Source organism: Paenibacillus xylanexedens (assembly GCF_007676705.1).
Classification (GTDB): domain Bacteria; phylum Bacillota; class Bacilli; order Paenibacillales; family Paenibacillaceae; genus Paenibacillus; species Paenibacillus xylanexedens_C.
Map to the genome: position 1 here is coordinate 1,127,349 of NZ_VEBF01000001.1, position 18,445 is coordinate 1,145,793.

The window sequence follows — 18,445 nt, forward strand, 5'->3', positions numbered from 1 at the left end:
TGTGTCCTCACCTGTTCTGGGCATCATGACGTTGTACTTGAATGAACATCGCGCTCTTGAAGAACGAAGCATCTATCGCAGAATGATTCTTGAGGGGCGCAAGCGGGGACTCGATATCTATGTGTTCACACCTGCCGACGTACATCCGGGAGGCAAACAGATTGAAGCGATGGTTTTTCATGAGGGAAAAGGCTGGTCACGGGAATGGCGATCATTCCCGGATCTGATCTTTGATCGCTGCCGGATTCAACGCAACCGCAGATTCCAGCAACTTCTTGCGTTTCGTGAAAAGTATGGGCACCTGCTCTTTCTGAACAGACCACTGCGCAATAAATGGACCATTCATCAGACCCTTTCGGAAAAAGCCAACTTTCGCGAACACCTGCCAGAAACGGTGTTATTTCAGGATATGTCCGATGTGAACCGGATGCTCAAAGCGTCTTCTCTCGTCTACCTCAAACCGATTAACGGCACTGGCGGACGTGGTATTCTGCGCGTTGAACGCAGTAGTAGTGAAGCCAATACGGTACTTGTACAGGGACGGGATCAGAAGCGTCGTATTATCACGCCACGCAAAGTCCATTTATCACGTCTCGGGGCGCTGCTCCAGCACTGGAACATGAAAGACAAATATCTTGTGCAGAAGGGCATTCAACTTCAGCTTCCGAATGGGCGTGTGCATGATTATCGCATGCTCGTTCAGAAGAACGGTGAAGGACAATGGGAGCTTACCGGATGTGCAGGACGTATGGGTGCAGAGAAAAGCGTAACCTCCAATCTGCATGGCGGCGGTCAGGCTGTAGCCATGAATCGACTCATGAAACAATGGATTGCTGATGAGGACCTCCGAGCAGAAATTAGCACAACTGCAGAGAAATTCGGCATTGATGTCGCTTCGTTTCTGGAAGATACGTATGGGGACTTATGCGAGTTGGCACTGGATTTGGCAATTGACAAAAGCGGACGGATCTACTTGCTCGAAGTTAACCCCAAGCCCGCACGTGAAGTATTCGCTCGCATTGGTGAGCGGGATATCTATTATAAGGCCATCACTCAGCCGCTGGACTATGCCTTATGGGTGTACCGCAACCAGGCCAGTCGCCCGGTCAAACAAATCAGAACCACCCGGCTTGCAAGCAACAGAACATCTGCATTGAAGAAGGCACGCAAAAAGAGATGATCTGTTGATCACGAATAAAAGAGCGCCCAACCCTCTGACACATCACGGGGTTGGGCGCTCTCGTATGATTACTGACGTTCTTAATCGTTGACTGGCTTATTCCGCTTCATCATACAGACGCAGCAGTTCTGTAAAATCAGAGATCAGCGCATCCGAGCCTGCCAGCTCTTCATCACGGCCAAATCCTGCATAGGCACAGCCAATGACCGTCTGACCGTTCATTTTACCAGCTTCCACATCTGAGGAGCGATCTCCTACCATCCAGGCGTCCTGAATTCGATGCTTCTCCAGCAGGATCTGCACCAGGTTGATCTTCGAGGGAGTCTTGTATTGGCCTGCACTATATACGCCTTCAAAGAAAGGCATGATCTCGTGTGCAAACGCAACACCCTTGACATAATCCTCCAGCCCGTTACTTGCAACAAACAGCCGCACTCCTTGGTCCTTCAATGCTTGCAGCGTTTCTTTCACTCCTGGATACAATTGGGAGCTGCCTTGATCAAGCCCCTCAATCTCCAGTTGAAGCAGCAGTTCGTCTGCACGGCGATGTGCCGCTACCGAAGCCTCAGGCATCACGACTTTCCATATATCTTCGAGCAACATGCCCAAGCTTCCGAGCATCCGTTCCTCTGGTGGTGTTTCTCCTTCAAAATGCCCTTCGGCACGCAATGTATCAAATAATTGTTGGTAGGCTGGCAACAACAAGGTTTCTGTCTGGAACAGCGTACCATCCATGTCAAAAATCATCGCTTCCGGTTTGAGCAATACTGTCTCTTTGGTCATGTCCAATGTTCCTTTCGGATTGGGATATATATATGTAGTTGGAATCGTTCCCTTTCCATGATAAACATAACGTTTGAACGTGTAAACCAACGATTGTAAAACAGTCGACAACCTCAACCTTATACAAACTCAACAAACCTTATATTTTAGTTCAACAAACTATGTACAAAATAGATTGCTTTACGTATAATACTTAAAAATAGTACTTTAGACACCTAATCTAAAGACCTAAACAACTCACATTTCCATTTTTTTCGACAATTACATATACCCCATAGAGAGGAATAACAAACATGAATACGCGTAGGACCTTCAAGATTTTTTATAAGATCGGATTAGGATATTTACTTGTACTGGCTGTACTGGCTGGTTGCATTCTTCTGATTCAGAACAGTACCCGTCAGCTTCAACGGGAGCTTGATTTTCTGGTTGATCACGATATGAGAGTACACGCGCTAACCTATGAACTTGAAAGAAGCATGGTAGATATGGAGACGGGACAACGTGGTTACATCATCACGGGTGAGGACAATTACCTCGATCCCTACACCACAGGAAAAGAACAACTGATTACTCTCAAAGATGAACTTGCGGTATTAATTTCGGACAACCCGGCCCAAACTGCACTCTTGGAAGACATACATAGTAACATGGAGAACTGGATACAGATCGCTGGTGAACCGGTCGTCGCCCTTCGCCAAGCGAATAATACGCAAGCCATTCGAGATTTTTTTGCCGATGATCCTGGTAAACGAGACATGGACCAGATTCGCACCTCCCTGGATACGTTTCGTACCAACGAACTTACGTTGACCGATACCCGTACAGAAGCGCTTAAGCAGAAAAACACAATCCTGAACTTGGAACTCTATGGTGCACTTATCGTGGTCGCCATCATCTCGTTCATCACTGCGTTAGTCCTGTCCCGTGCCATTGTTAGAAACATCCGTACAGTGAAGCAGGCACTGAATGACATCGCTTCTTCCAATGGTGACCTGACGCTGAGAATTGCTACGCCCATGAAAGACGAAACCCGTGAACTCGCGGAGGCAGCCAATACGATGCTCGCTGGTTTGCAGCACATGATGCTTGACGTTCAGAGCAATGCCATGATTCTGAGTACTGCTTCGGATCGATTGGATAAAGGGGTCTCCGATAGCCATCTTGCTGGAAAAGAGGTTGCCACTGCCATGGAACGCGTCGCTGAAGGCGCTGATGAACAGGTAGCTCTCACTCAAACGATGGTAGCTGCAATGCAGCAATCTCTCACAGGACTTAATCGTGTCGCCTCCTCTGCTGCTGACGTGGCTGAACGTGCCGTGCGTACCGAATCCATTGCCGTAGATGGGCAACAGCGCATCGATAATGCTGTGGGCAAAATGAGTTCCATTGAGCAATCTTTCCTCTCTGTACAGGGAGCCATTAATGAAATTTCGAAGATGTCTGATCAAGTGATCAACATTGCAGATTCAATGTCAGGTATCGCGAGACAAACCAGTCTGCTCGCACTTAACGCCGGAATTGAAGCTGCTCGTGCTGGGGAAAATGGACGCGGATTTGCCGTCGTTGCCTCGGAAATCCGTAATCTTGCAGACCAAAGTGCAACATCAGCCAAAGAGATCACAAGTATATTGGAAACCGTTGTAGCGGGTGTTCAAAGTACAGTGCAGGTGGTTGATGAGAGCACTCTGCATGTGAATGAAGGGTTGCGAACTATTGAAGATGCAGGCAATGCTTTTTCAACGATTACTCAGCATATTCACAACCTCAGTGGTGAAGTACTGGAGGTATCCGCTGTTGTAGAAGAGCTGACTTCCGGCAGCGAAACCGTGATGAAGTCCATTAACGAGGTATCGGCTGTTGTGGAGGATACTGCATCAGCTACGGAAGAAGTATCCGCCATGACGGAGGAACAACTTGCTTCTCTGCAGGAAATGTCCGACACATCCAAGCAGTTGAATGAAATGTCCGATTCGCTTGATCAGCTGGTTAAGCGATTCAAGCTTGAGTAACCCGATTCAACCTACTGAGCGAGTATCTTTATAGTTATATCTTGTGCATATATCAAAGGAAAGAAGCATCGCGGACAGGCTCACATGAGCCTCTGCGATGCTTCTTGGTGTTAAGGAGAGCTGGTTCATTTAGAGTTCCTTTTCTTATCCTGATTGTTCCGTATTCCGCAACGCTTCAAGCACAAGCTGTGCCTGATACCCATCGTTAAAGTCATATATCTTAGCTGGTTTGCCTTGTATACGGGCAATGACATGTTTAAGTACAGGCAATTCACTGGCGGATTCAAACACTTCCACCGGAGATAGTGGCTGCCCCACCAGGCCAGTTTTCAATTCTTCCCAATTTTCCAGGGCAATCGTACCGTTCGTGCCGTACACCACCATGGATACACGTTCTTCCCCCGCAAATTGAGAGATGCCGTTTAGCTGAATTCGGGTTCCGTCTTCCAACCTCAGAGCAGCCTGTACTTCAAGTTCACAGTCTCCATTCTCGGGATAATGAACCTGAGTGCTCACTACCCGGATGGCACCAAACACCTTTTGAATCATATGAATCCAGTGAATCCCCACTTCAAGAATAAATCCACCCTGTTCCCGGCTCGTAATCCATGCATTCTGTTGCCATGATCGTGGCCACTGCGGGAATTGCAGAATCAGGTCTATTTTGCGAATCGCACCCACAGTGCCCTGCTCAATCATCTCTTGCAACTTCAGCACTGAAGGTTCATGCGGCATAGAGAAATGAATGGCATGAACGACGCCCGCCTGTTGCGCTGCATCCAGCATCTCTTTGGCTTCTACTACACTATTGGCAAGTGGTTTCTCGCAGAATACATGAATTTTGCGCTCCAGCGCTTCCATGACAACCGGATAATGAAATTTCGGCGGAACTGCAATATACAGCAGATCAATCTGATGTTCGTCCATGAGTTGCTTGTAATCCGTATACGTCCTAATCCCCGCATGGGAAGCTGCAAAAGCCGCCAAATTTTCCTCATTCGAATCACACACTGCAACAATCTCAATCTTCGTGTCCATCTTCGTATTCTCGACTTGATGAACCATATGTAATCCCATTTTACCCAGCCCAATCAGAGCCATCTTAATCACTGTCATTCCATTCACCCCAATCCATTCCAGTATAGCAGAAAGCAAAGTATTGCCAACGCTATACACGAATGCGAAAAAGAGATGTCCCTCTTGCTGCCATGTCATTTTCCAGATTGAAAATCACCATTTCCAGACATTATTTTACATTATTTGTATCCTAGCTTTGAATGGGTAATTTGTTGCAGGAATATATAACCATTTATTTTTGCTTTATCCAGCAACACTTTAAGCGTTACCAACTTAAGAATCAGGATATTTGACTTATAAAATAGGTTGACAAAAAACCACAAAAAAAGATACTCTTCCTAATAACAAGAATATATTTCCTCTTACAACCTCAGATAACGACTTGCATTCAACAAATGGAATATGCGTATGGTTCAAATAACCTATTTCATGAAGCGAGGTGTCCCGCATGAGAACAGTTGCGGACTATTTGGCAGAAAGTCTACGAAATCTAGGTGTTACTCATGTCTTTGGTATTATTGGAAAATCCATCTGTCCTGCTGTGCTGAAGATGGTGGATTACGGATTAGAATTCATTCCAGGCCGTCATGAATCCAGCTCAGGCTTTGCCGCAGCCGGTTATGCATTACAGACAGGCAAGCTTGGCGTTGCCTTTGCCACATCTGGGCCAGGCGGAACCAATCTACTGACTGCTGCCGCTCATGCAAAGGCCAACAATCTGCCCGTTCTATTTATTACGGGTCACCAATCCATCCAGGAACTGGGGCTACCTCAGTGCCAGGATTCCTCTTCCTATCTGGCTGATCTAGCCGAGATGTTCCGGCCTGCCACATTATTCAGCAAACTCGTTGAGCGTGGAGATCACTTCGGCACCCTACTGAATCATGCCTTATCCATTGCCCTTGGCCCGAATAAAGGCCCTGTTCACCTCTGTCTTCCTTTTGACGTACAGACTGAATTGTTATCGCAATGCCGGATTATCATTCCCGAACCGGAACCTCTTTTTAGTATATCTAACCTGAATCGTATTCTTCCTCTAATTCAACAGTCCAGTCATCCCTTAATTATCGCAGGTAAAGGTGTAAGTCGTGCCAGAGCGCATGATGAACTGCTTCATTTGGCTGAAACATTCAACATTCCCGTCATTACCACTCCTGGTGGAAAAGGAGCGATTGCGTGGGACCATCCCCTGTATCATGGCCCATGTGGTGTTGGAGGTTTCCCACATGCAGACGACATGCTGAATCAAAGTGATCTGTATATTGTACTCGGTTCACGTCTGAGTGATATGACCATCTGCAACCTGAAGCCTGAGAACCACCCGGCACACCTCATACAATTTGATGCTGATCCTACGTTTGTAGGTAAGATCCTTAGCGCTCAAACCTTACATATCACGGGTGATTTGAAGGACAACTTGCAATATTTGCTGGGCACATTAGAAGACCTCCCTACTCCTGAGAGAACCACGTCCCCCATGGATTACACTGTCCCTTTACCTGATCTGCCCCAACTGTCTCTGGCTTCTGTGCTGGACAGTATGAGTGATCTGCTTCCGTACGATCATAAGTTGTTTGTTGATGATGGAAGCCATGGATTTCATGCGGTACAGCGATATAAAGTCAAAAAACCTGGCAGTTTTGTATTTGACGCATACTTTGCATGCATGGGTAATGCCATTGGTATGGCCATTGGTGCCAAAGCCGCTTCTCCTGAGGAAACTATCGTATGTATCACCGGGGACGGATGTTTCATGATGCTGGGGACTGAGATTAATACCGCAGTATGCAACAATCTTGCCGTGATCTTTATTGTCGTCAATAACAAACAACTGGACATGGCTCTCAAAGGAATGGAAAAAACAACAGGCAGGATCGATGGCACCTTATTTGAGGTTCCCATGGATGCAGCCAAATTCGCCGAATCTCTGGGAGCTGTCGCTTTCCGGGCAGAGACACATGAAGAATTTTCATCTGCGCTGAGCACAGCCCAAACGTTGAATCAGGTGACTGTCATTGAGCTTCTGACTGATCGAGATGAAATTCCACCTACGGCTCACCGCACCGTAACTTTGAATTAGGAGGAGCATATCATGAGCGAACATGTAGCTCAGGGACTGGACCGTTTTGCTAAACTTTCTGGTGAGTACGGCGCAAGAGCCCTCGCACCAATCAAGGAGCATTTTCCCGAATTATCTGAATTTATTATGGGGACAGCATATGGGGATATTTTTCAGCGCACCACCATTACGGATCAATGGAAGGAAGTCGCTATCATATCTTCTTTGATCACCCAAGGACAGTATGAACAACTAGGAGTGCATTACACGATGGCTCTGAGTGTCGGGGTAACTGTAGATCAGCTCAAGGGGATATTGCTACATTTGGCTCCATGTGTAGGTGCTCCGCGCATCATTAGTGCATTCAATATTTTACTTGCCACCTTGGATGAAATACAGTAATTCACTTTTCTGCATTTTTATACATGATTCGACTTTTTTATTGATCTTTTTACATTCCTACCTTTATAATATGGTTAAATTATCCTTCGAGCCAGCTCGCATCTTAGAAGCTTTCAGCAGAGGCCCAATGGGCTGTGTATCCACTAGCAGGATAGCCTTAACTCATTTAAAGGAGAGAGATCAAGCATGGGAAATTTCATTCTGAAGACTGACGTTCCGAACAAGGTGTTAAACATTGAACTGGAGGGTTCTTTCTCTCAAGAAGACGGTTTGCGTTCCATCTCGGCCTATCAGGATACGATCGCTCCTATTAATACCAAGGAGTATCACCTGAACATCGATTGCAAAAAGTTGAATGTTACTGCTCCGGAGATTGTGCCTCTTCTGGAAGGATGCCTTCAGATGTTCAAAAAAGACGAATACAAAAAAGTCGTGTTGACCCTCGAGAACAACGCGATTCTAAAAATGCAGTTGTCCCGGCTCGGCCGGTCAGTCGGTCTGGACAATCTCGAAATCATCTCTACCGTTACCACTTAATAAACCAGGCGGACAAGCTGTGAATTTACCCTTCCGCTCAAGAGGAGAATGAAGATGGCCGGAATTCGTATTGTAGATATCGATATCTATCATCCAGCAACCAAGGTGCACAATGACTTTTATATTGAACATTTTGACGCAAGAGGTGTAGATATTCGCGGATTGTTAAAGGCACTTGGTCGTGATACACGTTATAAAATTGACAACGATGACGAAAACTCACTAAGCATGGCCTTTGAGGCAGCCAGTAACCTACTGGAAAAAACCGGACTCACCGGTGCAGATATTGATCTGATTGCTTATGCAAGCCAAACGCCAGAATACATCTTTCCTACGAATTCCTTGATGATCCATCGCCTGATTAACGGCGCTTCTCACACGATCTGCATTGACAGCAACGCCAACTGCGCAGGCATGACAGCAGCTTTCGAACAGGTTAGCCGGCAGATGCTGGGCAATCCTCGCATTCGTCGTGCATTAATCATCGGCTCAGATTACGTGGCTCCTCACGCCAGTCCGGATGATCCCGTCTACTTCGCTAACTTCGGTGATGCAGCAGCGGCGGTTATTGTGGAGCGGGATGAACAGGCTGTCGGTTTCATTGATTCAATCTATCAGACGGATACGTGTGTGTATGGTAATTCGCTCTTTCCTGCAGAAGGCCTGGCGAAACTGGGCAAAACGGGTGTGGATGCAGGTGCCTTTCATGTGAAATTCGTACCATTCGATGATTCCATCTGCGTGGATGCCGCTTCGGAGTCCATTCGTACCCTGTTAACACGCAACGAGATTGCACCAGACGAGATCAAAGCCGCCTGCTTCTCTCAACTATCCATTAGTAATATTCGGGCTGTATCCGAGAATGTCGGCCTTGCTGATGATATTGCCGTCTACATTGGCGATGAATTCGGATATACCTCAACCAGCAGTCCATTCATTGCATTGCATCGGGCGGTTACAAGCGGTCAGATTCAGCGCGGTGACAAAGTGTTGTTCTGGACCGTTGGAGCCGGGTGGCAAAATGTTGCCATGGTGGTAGAATACTAGGCTAGCCTTTTCCGCCAACATTTCTTTGTTCAGCAGAATAATAACCAGGACGATCCCTTTTATTTTAATTTAAAAAGGATCGTCTTTTTATTTGAACGGAATCCTCACTTCACCACGTACACTGCTTCTAGCTTTATTAACTCATAGCAGTTAACTCAAAGCAAAAAGCAGCCCTACCGGACTGCCAGACTTCTGCTTTTATACCAAACGTTTAAAAAATTTTCTTCGTCTCGCGATCGTCTTTCAGGATCTCTACCGCCTCCCGGAAACGCAAGGAATGCACGATCTCCCGTTCCCTCAGAAATTTCAGACTGTCCTGCAGATCCACGTCATCCGTCATGTCGATCAACCATTGGTATGTAGCCCGGGCCTTCTCTTCCGCTGCAATGTCCTCGTACAGATCCGCAATCGGATCACCCTTGGCTTGAATATACGTAGCGGTAAACGGTACGCCTGCTGCATTGCTGTAAAAAAGGGCCTTATCATGATTAACGTAGTGAGCAGCCAGCCCGGCTTGCTCCAGCTGTTCCACTGTAGCATCTTTGGTGAGCTTATAGATCATGGTTGCAATCATCTCTAAATGAGCAAATTCTTCTGTGCCGATATCATTCAACAGACCAATAATTTTGTCTGGAATAGTATAACGTTGATTCAGATAGCGTAAGGCTGCCGCCAATTCGCCATCTGCTCCACCATACTGTTCCATCAGTAATTTGGCCATGTAAGGGTCACATTTGCTCACGCGAACGGGATATTGCAGTTTTTTCTCGTAGACCCACATTCCACGACTCCTCCTTTAACTTTTATACCTGCCAAGGCCATGGTGTCTGGGACCACTCCCACGGATATTTCGAGAAGGCGTGACCAAAATTCATCAGCGGTCCATACAGCTGTTGAAACTCATGAGCTACCCGCATTCGCTCCTGGCTGAACTTGTTGTACTGCTCAATGCTTTGGAAGTCACCTGGATGGGTATCCAGATACAGATTCAGTTCCACTAACACGAAGTCCAGCGCCTGAAGTTCTTCCAGCAACTCGTAGTATTTTGCATCACAGGCTTTCGGTGCTTCAGGTTCCATCTGCCTCCACCTTCCTCTCCTTTGATTTCTTGGATGTGTAAGGGCTATATAATGCAGGCCATAATGTTCCCAGTCTTAACGCTTCTGCCGGACTGTATTGCGGCCAACCCATGGGCTGGAAAGGTATAAACAACTGCGGTGGAACAAGATACGTACGGATTTCCATCGGTTTACAAGGATCAAACGGCCCCACAAAAGGAGCATAGGCTCGAAGCTGTGGATCCTTCACTCGAAACGCCTCCTTCAACGATGTTTACATGCATCCCCCATACAATTCAAACCATTGCTTCCCGTCTCTATATGCATATGTTTCAGTTCTACAGGTTAATCCCCATTTATCAAAACTTCGTAAGGAATTTCTCATGCCTACTTCACTCTCAATCAAAAAAGACCTTTGGAAGCACCTCTTACGGCACTTCCAAAGGTCTGTATTTCGTAAAATGAGTAACATGTTCACACTTGCTCGTCCCACTCATCATCACACTACAACAAAATCTATTCTGCTGGTTTATCTTCCGAATTCATGTCTTGAGGAACAGATTGCTTGTACACTCGAACCCGGGTAATTCGCAAACGAGTGGACTCCTCCACTTCAAAGACGTATCCATTCAGCTCCCGAGTTTTGCCCTTGGCTGGACTACCTCCAAGCTCTTTAAACAGCCATCCGCCAATGGTATCCACTTCTTCATCCTCAATGATCGCCCCAGTCCACTTATGAACCTCTTCAATAAGAGAACGACCGTCAATCGAAAACGAATCACCACTGCGTTCCATATGCGGACGCTCATCCTCAAATTCGTCATACAAATCTCCAACGATCTCTTCCAGAATCTCTTCGGCAGTCAGCAGTCCCGCCGTGCCACCGTATTCATCAACCACCAGTGTCATCTGAGAATGTTTCTTCTGCATCAGACGCAGCACATGACTGATTTCCATCGATTCAGGCACGTTCAAGATTGGACGAACAAGTGAAGCCAGATCATGTTGTTGCTCCGGTTTAGCCAGCAACAGATCGGTGATGTGTATAAATCCGATAATCTCATCCTTGTCTTCTCCTGCCACAGGATACCGGGAATGTTTGGTTGCATTAATAATCTCCAGGTTCTCTTCCAAAGACATATGGGTATACAGACAATCCATGTCTGTACGTGGCAACATCACTTCACGTGCCAGCATATCGGAGAAATCAAAGATGTTATCCATCAGTTTGATCTCATCTTTATCAATTACACCACTCTTCGCACTCTGCTTCATCAGAATACGAAGTTCATCTTCCGAGTGAGCTTCCCCTTCACTGGCAGGTTCGATACCTGCCAGACGTAGCAAAGCATTCGCCGAAACATTCAGTACCCAGATGAACGGGAAGAAGATTTTGTAGAACAACAGCAAGGGTGCAGATAAGAACAAAGCCACTCCGTCTGTTTTTTGAATTGCCAACGATTTAGGCGCAAGCTCACCCAGCACAATATGCAGAAACGTAATGATACAGAAACCGATAATGACGGACACGGTCGATATAAGCCCTGTATCTCCTACACCGAGCTTAAACATGAGAGGCTCAACGAGCAATTCAGAGATGGCTGGTTCTCCCAGCCACCCGAGTCCAAGTGATGTCAATGTAATCCCGAACTGAGTTGCCGATAGATAGGAATCCAGTTTACTATTCACCTTCAGTGCATAACCAGCCAAACGGTTTCCTTCACTCTGCAATTGAGTTAAGCGCGTTTGCCTTACTTTCACAAGGGAAAATTCCGCTGCAACAAATACGCCATTCAAAAATACGAGCAAAAAGACACAGACCAGATTAAATACCAGCTGTCCAAGATGAAATTCGGTATGAATATCCAAGTTGAAACTCCCCTTTTCTATCTATTTCAGGAATACACCTGGAATATCAACGTGTGATTGCCTTTCTCGATTTGAAATCCACACCTTTGTAGTACATATCTGCCACCAGCAGGTTTGGCCCGCAACAGGAAGCGATATCGCAATGGCAGTTAACCGTCTGATTCAACGGATGTTCTGCTGACCACTCATGGAACACATCATCCAGCTTACGATCTCGAATATTGCCAAATGCCGGGATGTCCGCAAAATCCGTCACATATACATTACCCGTAAACATGTTGACGTTAACACGGTTGCGTCCGTCCGGATCATTGCGTACCGTCACATTGGGCTCACTGTATAGTCGATTAATCAGTTCCCGATCCTGCTCTGCTGCACTACACGCGAAGAATGGCAGGGTACCGAAGAGCATCCACATATCCTTGTCACGCACATCAAGCAAACGATGAATCGCTGCTCTCATATGGTCCAGTGATAACACAGGCAATGACGAAGCAAAGTTAGAGTTATACATCGGATGCACTTCATGACGGACACAGCCCATCTCACGAATCAATTGGTGAATACCATCCAGTTTGTCGTGCGTACGGAAGTTAATCATGGACTCCGCAGAGATAAACATGCCTGCTTCACTCAATTTGCGCGAATTTTCAATCATTTTCTCATACATCTTCACCGCTACTTCACGTTTCACAGGTCTTCCACTGTTCGCAAATCCAACCTGATGGAAATCATCTGCATTCAGATAGTTGAATGAGATATGCATAACGTCCAGATACGGTAAAAGTTGCTCGTACCGGCTAATATCCAGTGTTAAATTCGAATTAATCTGGGAACGGATGCCACGTTCCTTGGCATATTTAAGCAGTGGGATAATCATCTCATCCACTGTTTTCTGGCTAAAGCTTGGCTCGCCACCCGTTAGACTAATTGTCTGCAGATGCTCGACTTCATCCAATCGTTTCAGCATCAGCGGTAGCGGAAGAGCTGGCGCTTCACGCATCGTAAGCATATCTCCCACAGCGCAGTGCTCACACCTCATGTTGCACAGATGTGTCACCGTCATTTCTACACTGGTCAGCACATGGCGTCCATATGTACGCAGAGAGCCGATCGGATCCCACGGATCATTCGCCGGCGATAAAGGCATCGGTTGTACCGATCCTGAGTTTAGCATGGTCATTGTTCCTCACCTTATTCCTTTTATTAACCTAAAAAGTTTTATTTACATCATACCTTGTGTTTCTTTTTTTGGAGCTATCTTTTATCATAGCACAATTTTGAGTGCTCCGGCATACGTAGACCCTGTCCATTACATGACAAAAAACGCTCAAACAACTCCGGGTCGAATCACGAAACGGCCCCGATATTGCGACATGAGCGCTAATCATCTTCCAAGCTTGTTCAACTTTCCAACCGTTCACTTTGGCCGGATGAAGGTGCATCCTCCACACCTTCCACACCTGTGATCATGACAGACAGTGCTGTCGATAGGTTAATTTCGTAAGGTGAAGATAACGTCTGACCATCCGCATCCTTGAGGACTCGGATAAGGGGACGCTGAGGAACTCGGGGATGGATTGCTGCGACCACCCCAACTTCTCCTGTACTAAGCGTGACGGAAAGACCCACGGGGTAGATCGCCACACAATCCCTGAATCTCTCCAGCATCCGCTGTTCGTAAAGCGTGCCTGAACCTGTATATAACACCTCTACTGCCTGATGCGGCAGCAAGGCTTGCTTGTACACCCGATTCGTTGTCATGGCATCATATGAATCAGCAAGCGCAATCCATTTGGCATATTCATGAATCTCTTTGTCCTTCAGGCCAAATGGATATCCACTGCCATCAATTCGTTCATGATGCTGCAATGCACAATGTGCAGATAGAAGCGGTATACCTGGTTCGTCTTTGAGAATACGATGTCCATATGTAGTGTGCTGCTGAATGATTTTAAATTCCTCGTCACTCAATCTGGAGGGCTTATGAAGTATTTCCGTTGCAATCTGTGTTTTGCCAATGTCATGCAACAAGGCACCCAGACCAATCTCCATTAATTGCCGGCGTGTGTAACCCGCAGCGACACCAAGAACCAGTGTGTACACACATACATTCAGAGAATGATTATACAGGTCAAAATCACTGGAGTTCATGTCCATCAGCATAATCATGGCTTCCTTTTGACTGCCGATGTCTTCCAGAATGGTATTCATCACACCACTAAGCGCTTTACCGAAATGAGGAATCCGGTTCTTCGTTTTCAGTCCAGACATACTCTGAAATTGCTGCTTGATCTCAACCAGCGCTTTTCTCCTGGTCTCTTCCTGCAACATATCTGGAACAATGATATCTTCGGTCGCGGCATCTCTGATATAAACATAACCAACCCCGAGATCTTTGAGACGTCCAATCAGTCGGCTTGTTAGCTCTACATCCTCACTAAGTAATACCAGGCCCTCTTCACTATAAATACGTTTCCCCAGCTTCATGCCAGGCTGCAATAAGTTTATATGTACTAAACGCACAGCCTATCCTCTCCCGCTCCGTAGATGTAATTACCACTAGCCGCCGCTTCAGCAGAAGGCAAGTCCTTTATTTAGTTTCACGCCAACGGGCTCGCAGGCTGTCGTCCAGCGCCCCTGGTCGTTTTAATTCCAGTTCCAGCAAATCGCGTATGAATTCCGGAAGATGATAGCGTGTGTTGGTTCCATGAGCCAAAGAAGGATACCCTACGTTAAATGTAAACATGTCCAGCGTTCCAACGACATACTCACCCTGATCGTCCATCGGCTCCCCATTGATGGAGATAGATTGGATTTTCTCATAAGCTGGTGCAGTTGGATTGTATTGAACTTCCATTCCATCCATACATAACGTACCGAGAATTTGACCACGAAAACCAAATCCTACAATGGATTTACTTGAGAACTCATCCAACAAGGACTGCTCAAGTGCTTCACGAATATGACTTCCACTCAAGCATATTGTACAAGCATTTATAGGAGATGGACATAGGGAATGCAACATTCCTTTCGTAATTTTGCCTTGTGGAAGGTCTCCAAGAAGCTGACCCGCATTCACCAGTGACAGCTGAGCTCCTGTGAATTGACGGACAGCTTGTGCAAGCAATGATGCAAGAGGAGATTCCCGGTCATACTGGATGGGCAACAATCGGTCGGTGATCACTGCTGTCTGATCCAGTGCCCTTTCGGCTTCCGTACGATTCGTGGCGATTGCCAGCGTGACCTGATCATCCAGTAATATACTCTTGGCAGCAATACATCCGCTACTTACCAGTTGGAGAGGTTCTCCCAAACTGGTTCGTTCCAAAACCACTTTCCCAAGCCACTGACCAAATTTGCCGGCTGCGCCCAGCACGGTCTGCCCAATGACTAATGGTTCTTCCAAAACATGATGGGTATGCCCACCGAGAATAACATCAATTCCAGCAATCTGCTCCGCCAGTCTCCGATCTGTAGAGAGTCCCAGATGCGAGAGAATAACCACCACATCCACTTCGGCGCGTAATGCTTCAACCTGAACTCTTAGCGTCTCCAACGGGTCCAGAACATCCCAACCCAGCAGTTCGTAGAACGTGGTGAATGGCGCAGTAGCCCCCAGCAGCCCAATGCGAAATGGACCTTTCTCCACGATGAGGGAAGGTTTCATCCACACTGGCGGAAGACCGGTCGCTTGTTCAACGACATTGCCACATACCACAGGACACAGAAGTCCAGCGTAGGACTGGGCAAGCTGATCAGGCGTAAAGGTCAGTCCTTCGTTGTTCCCGATGGTTATAGCATCGTAGCCAGTCAGGTTAATTACATCGACATTGGCCATGCCTAAAGTTCCTTCTGTCTCCACAGCCATCCGGTCCATATGATCACCGATATCCAGTACAAGGATGTCTCCACCTTGTTCACGTTCCTCATTGATCATAGCGGCGATGGTGCTCATGGAGCCGAAGTGACTATGGATGTCGTTGGTGTGCAGAATCGTCAATGTTTGCTTCTCCCTGGTGCTCATCACACCGCCTCCCCCGCTCTTCAATAAACGTTCATTCTTCTAATGGATAAGCATAACATTTTCCACGTCGTTATGATATATTTAAAGGGTTTAGAGATCAAAAAGAGGTGAGTCATATCATGAAATTGACAATTCAACTATTTGCAGGCATTGCAGAACGTTTAAATACATCCCTCCTGGATTTTGAGTACATTGGAGATGCTCCGACTGCTGCCGATGTAAAAGAAAAACTGAGTCTGGCCTACCCCGAGGCAGCATCTCAGATAAGAACTTCCTTTCTCGCAGTTAACCAGCAGTACGCTCCTGCCGATACTATACTCAGGTCAGAAGACGAACTGGCTTTAATCCCTCCTGTCTCCGGTGGTGATGGTACGAACATGCCAAATGAAGAGCAACGTTCTGCCTCTACCGAGCATCGGACTGAAGATGGGTTATTTCTGATTACCGAATCCGCCTTGTCTGTGGAAGCTACAACAGCGCTAGTAATTACCGCCAATCACGGCGCAGCTCTTACTTTTGTAGGTACGACTCGTGAAATGACCGGTGAACAGCGTACCGTTCATCTGGAGTACGAGGCCTATGTACCGATGGCTCTTTCACAGATGGCAGCCATTGGAACGGAAATCTCCGATCGATGGCCTGGTGTACTGTGCGCAATCAGTCACCGCATCGGCAAAGTCGATGTGGCAGAGATTAGTGTAGTCATTGCCGTTTCCTCGCCTCATCGCAATGACTGTTATGATGCAAGCCGCTACGCCATAGAAAGACTCAAACAGACGGTCCCGATCTGGAAAAAGGAAATCTGGGAAGATGGGTCTGAATGGAAGGGACATCAATTAGGACCCTGGAACCCTATGGAGAACTAACCATGAGTCCTTACACCTTTTTGATGGAGTGGGTTAATAGTAAATAAGTCGTTGTCAACCCATTTTTTTCTTGTTATTATAAAGATATGTGTCGATATTAGTCGAGGAAAAGGTGGTTTATACGTGAGAGTGCATGTTACTGATCTTAAACCTGGCGACCTGTTAAAAAATGATGTATACAACAGTTCGGGTCTCCACATGCTGATGAAAGGTTCCACCCTCAGTGAAGATGACCTGTCCAAGCTGCTGCAACATGGAATCGATTACGCAGATGTAGAACATACAACATCCGACCTACACTCTGATGCACAAACCATACCTTCCGATCAAACCCGTCTGTTAACTAATCTGTTTAACGATACGATCAAAGGTACTGAATCTCTATTTCAACAAGCAATGGAGAAGGGTTTTATTGATGAGACACAGGTCGATGAGATTTTGATTACCCTTACGGGACAGCTGGAAAAACAGAAAGATGTTGTCTCCTTGTTACTTATGCTGGACGGGGATAGCGATTATACCTACAACCATTCATTACAAGTCGGAATGCTTGCTTTTTATATCGCCGGCTGGATGGGCTACAACCCCGAGGAATGTCTAACGGTAGCGAAAGCAGGATATCTCCATGATATCGGCAAGTCCAAGATTCCTTCTGAAATGTTACATAAACCTGGTAAACTGACCACGGAAGAGTTCGATGAAATGAAGAAACACACGTTCTATGGGTACGATATTATTAAAGAATCGACGCAAGATGAAATTCTCGCCACCGTTGCCCTTCAGCATCATGAGCGCGAGGATGGAAGTGGTTATCCTCATGGACTACGTCGCGATGAGATCCATCCATATGCCCGTATAACCGCTGTAGCTGACGTCTACAGCGCGATGACGACGAATCGGGTGTACCAGACCAAACAGGAGCTTATCTCTGTTCTGTGCGAATTGTACAGCCTAAGCTTCGGTCAGCTAAATGGTGAAGCAACACAAGAACTAATCAAGCACATGCTGCCGAATTTTATTGGTAAACGAGTGCTGCTCACAACGGGTCAAACGGGACTCATTGTCATGAATAATCCTGCAGATTATTTCCGGCCACTCGTTCAGACCTCTACGGCCTTTATTGATTTAGCGAAGGAAAGAGATATTGCTATTGTTGAAATCTATGTACAGTAAGCATAAGGATAAAAAGGGAAGCCGTAATCGGCTTCCCTTTTGTCTATCGTGATTCGTTCATGTTGGATTAAACGTAGAATGCTTTTGTGATGATAACCAACAGAATGAACAGTACCAAGATTGCACCAGTCGATGTGAATGGATTGTATCCACCTACGCCGCCTACGTTGCCTCCACAGCCATATCCTACTTCGCTCATGTGATTGCCTCCTCTTCATCAGGTATACCCTAACATATGACGCTCCGCGCCAGATGAACCGGGCGAAACGGCAACATTCGATAAATGGTTATCTGTCAGGTCTCGCATCCTGCCTTAAAGATTCGAACTCATCCTAAATCCCTCTTCATCGTAGTG

Annotated in this window: 18 protein-coding genes; 8 read left to right on the forward strand and 10 right to left on the reverse strand. The window is 46.5% G+C overall.

Annotation, left to right across the window (positions count from 1 at the left end; all coding sequences use genetic code 11):
- Window position 1: 1 nt before the first annotated feature.
- Window positions 2-1,180 (forward strand): YheC/YheD family endospore coat-associated protein, encoded by a 1,179-nt coding sequence (locus FS628_RS04935; protein WP_260870930.1) that lies wholly within the window; start codon window positions 2-4, stop codon window positions 1,178-1,180.
- A 96-nt stretch (window positions 1,181-1,276) separates the two neighbouring features.
- Here FS628_RS04935 and FS628_RS04940 read toward each other — a convergent pair whose 3' ends face one another.
- Complete coding sequence (locus FS628_RS04940) at window positions 1,277-1,963, reverse strand: HAD family hydrolase (protein WP_145319592.1); 687 nt, start codon at window positions 1,961-1,963, stop codon at window positions 1,277-1,279.
- A gap of 293 nt (window positions 1,964-2,256) precedes the next feature.
- On the opposite strand from FS628_RS04940, the gene FS628_RS04945 reads away from it, so the two are divergent.
- Window positions 2,257-3,975 carry a methyl-accepting chemotaxis protein gene (locus FS628_RS04945; RefSeq protein WP_145319595.1) on the forward strand — a complete coding sequence of 573 codons (1,719 nt, stop codon included), beginning with the start codon at window positions 2,257-2,259 and terminating at the stop codon, window positions 3,973-3,975.
- Window positions 3,976-4,119: 144 nt separating this feature from the next.
- Here FS628_RS04945 and FS628_RS04950 read toward each other — a convergent pair whose 3' ends face one another.
- Window positions 4,120-5,091, reverse strand: coding sequence for a Gfo/Idh/MocA family protein (locus tag FS628_RS04950; protein ID WP_145319598.1), 972 nt, complete (start codon window positions 5,089-5,091; stop codon window positions 4,120-4,122).
- A 409-nt stretch (window positions 5,092-5,500) separates the two neighbouring features.
- Here FS628_RS04950 and FS628_RS04955 point away from each other — a divergent pair, with 409 nt between their 5' ends.
- From FS628_RS04955 to FS628_RS04970, 4 genes are all read left to right on the forward strand, one after another.
- Complete coding sequence (locus tag FS628_RS04955; protein WP_145319600.1) at window positions 5,501-7,132, forward strand: thiamine pyrophosphate-binding protein; 1,632 nt, start codon at window positions 5,501-5,503, stop codon at window positions 7,130-7,132.
- A gap of 12 nt (window positions 7,133-7,144) precedes the next feature.
- Complete coding sequence (locus FS628_RS04960) at window positions 7,145-7,513, forward strand: carboxymuconolactone decarboxylase family protein (protein WP_017689521.1); 369 nt, start codon at window positions 7,145-7,147, stop codon at window positions 7,511-7,513.
- A gap of 186 nt (window positions 7,514-7,699) precedes the next feature.
- Window positions 7,700-8,050 carry a hypothetical protein gene (locus FS628_RS04965; protein WP_145319603.1) on the forward strand — a complete coding sequence of 117 codons (351 nt, stop codon included), beginning with the start codon at window positions 7,700-7,702 and terminating at the stop codon, window positions 8,048-8,050.
- A gap of 54 nt (window positions 8,051-8,104) precedes the next feature.
- A complete protein-coding gene (locus FS628_RS04970; protein ID WP_145319606.1) occupies window positions 8,105-9,097 on the forward strand; it encodes a 3-oxoacyl-[acyl-carrier-protein] synthase III C-terminal domain-containing protein in 993 nt (330 codons plus the stop codon).
- A gap of 211 nt (window positions 9,098-9,308) precedes the next feature.
- Here the strand turns inward: FS628_RS04970 and FS628_RS04975 are convergent, their stop codons facing one another.
- From FS628_RS04975 to FS628_RS05005, 7 genes are all read right to left on the reverse strand, one after another.
- Window positions 9,309-9,878, reverse strand: a complete 570-nt coding sequence (locus FS628_RS04975) for a manganese catalase family protein (protein ID WP_145319609.1) — start codon at window positions 9,876-9,878, stop codon at window positions 9,309-9,311.
- Window positions 9,879-9,900: 22 nt separating this feature from the next.
- Window positions 9,901-10,176, reverse strand: coding sequence for a spore coat protein CotJB (locus FS628_RS04980; protein WP_076209123.1), 276 nt, complete (start codon window positions 10,174-10,176; stop codon window positions 9,901-9,903).
- Window positions 10,166-10,405: a spore coat associated protein CotJA gene (locus tag FS628_RS04985; RefSeq protein WP_179088483.1), complete on the reverse strand. Its 240-nt coding sequence runs from the start codon at window positions 10,403-10,405 to the stop codon at window positions 10,166-10,168. Before FS628_RS04985 ends, FS628_RS04980 begins: the two co-directional genes overlap by 11 nt.
- Before the next feature lie 266 nt (window positions 10,406-10,671).
- A complete protein-coding gene (locus FS628_RS04990) occupies window positions 10,672-12,024 on the reverse strand; it encodes a hemolysin family protein (RefSeq protein WP_145319611.1) in 1,353 nt (450 codons plus the stop codon).
- A 46-nt stretch (window positions 12,025-12,070) separates the two neighbouring features.
- Window positions 12,071-13,207, reverse strand: coding sequence for a radical SAM/CxCxxxxC motif protein YfkAB (gene yfkAB, locus FS628_RS04995; RefSeq protein WP_145319614.1), 1,137 nt, complete (start codon window positions 13,205-13,207; stop codon window positions 12,071-12,073).
- 221 nt (window positions 13,208-13,428) lie between these two features.
- A complete protein-coding gene (locus FS628_RS05000; protein ID WP_145319617.1) occupies window positions 13,429-14,550 on the reverse strand; it encodes an HD-GYP domain-containing protein in 1,122 nt (373 codons plus the stop codon).
- 67 nt (window positions 14,551-14,617) lie between these two features.
- Window positions 14,618-16,051, reverse strand: coding sequence for a bifunctional metallophosphatase/5'-nucleotidase (locus tag FS628_RS05005; RefSeq protein WP_145319619.1), 1,434 nt, complete (start codon window positions 16,049-16,051; stop codon window positions 14,618-14,620).
- 119 nt (window positions 16,052-16,170) lie between these two features.
- Here FS628_RS05005 and FS628_RS05010 point away from each other — a divergent pair, with 119 nt between their 5' ends.
- Both FS628_RS05010 and FS628_RS05015 read left to right on the forward strand, forming a co-directional pair.
- Window positions 16,171-16,917, forward strand: a complete 747-nt coding sequence (locus tag FS628_RS05010) for a molybdenum cofactor biosynthesis protein (RefSeq protein ID WP_145319622.1) — start codon at window positions 16,171-16,173, stop codon at window positions 16,915-16,917.
- A gap of 123 nt (window positions 16,918-17,040) precedes the next feature.
- Complete coding sequence (locus tag FS628_RS05015) at window positions 17,041-18,090, forward strand: HD-GYP domain-containing protein (protein ID WP_145319625.1); 1,050 nt, start codon at window positions 17,041-17,043, stop codon at window positions 18,088-18,090.
- A 67-nt stretch (window positions 18,091-18,157) separates the two neighbouring features.
- On the opposite strand, the gene FS628_RS31895 is transcribed toward FS628_RS05015, so the two are convergent.
- Window positions 18,158-18,289, reverse strand: a complete 132-nt coding sequence (locus FS628_RS31895; RefSeq protein ID WP_222125181.1) for a YjcZ family sporulation protein — start codon at window positions 18,287-18,289, stop codon at window positions 18,158-18,160.
- Between the last annotated feature and the right edge of the window lie 156 nt (window positions 18,290-18,445).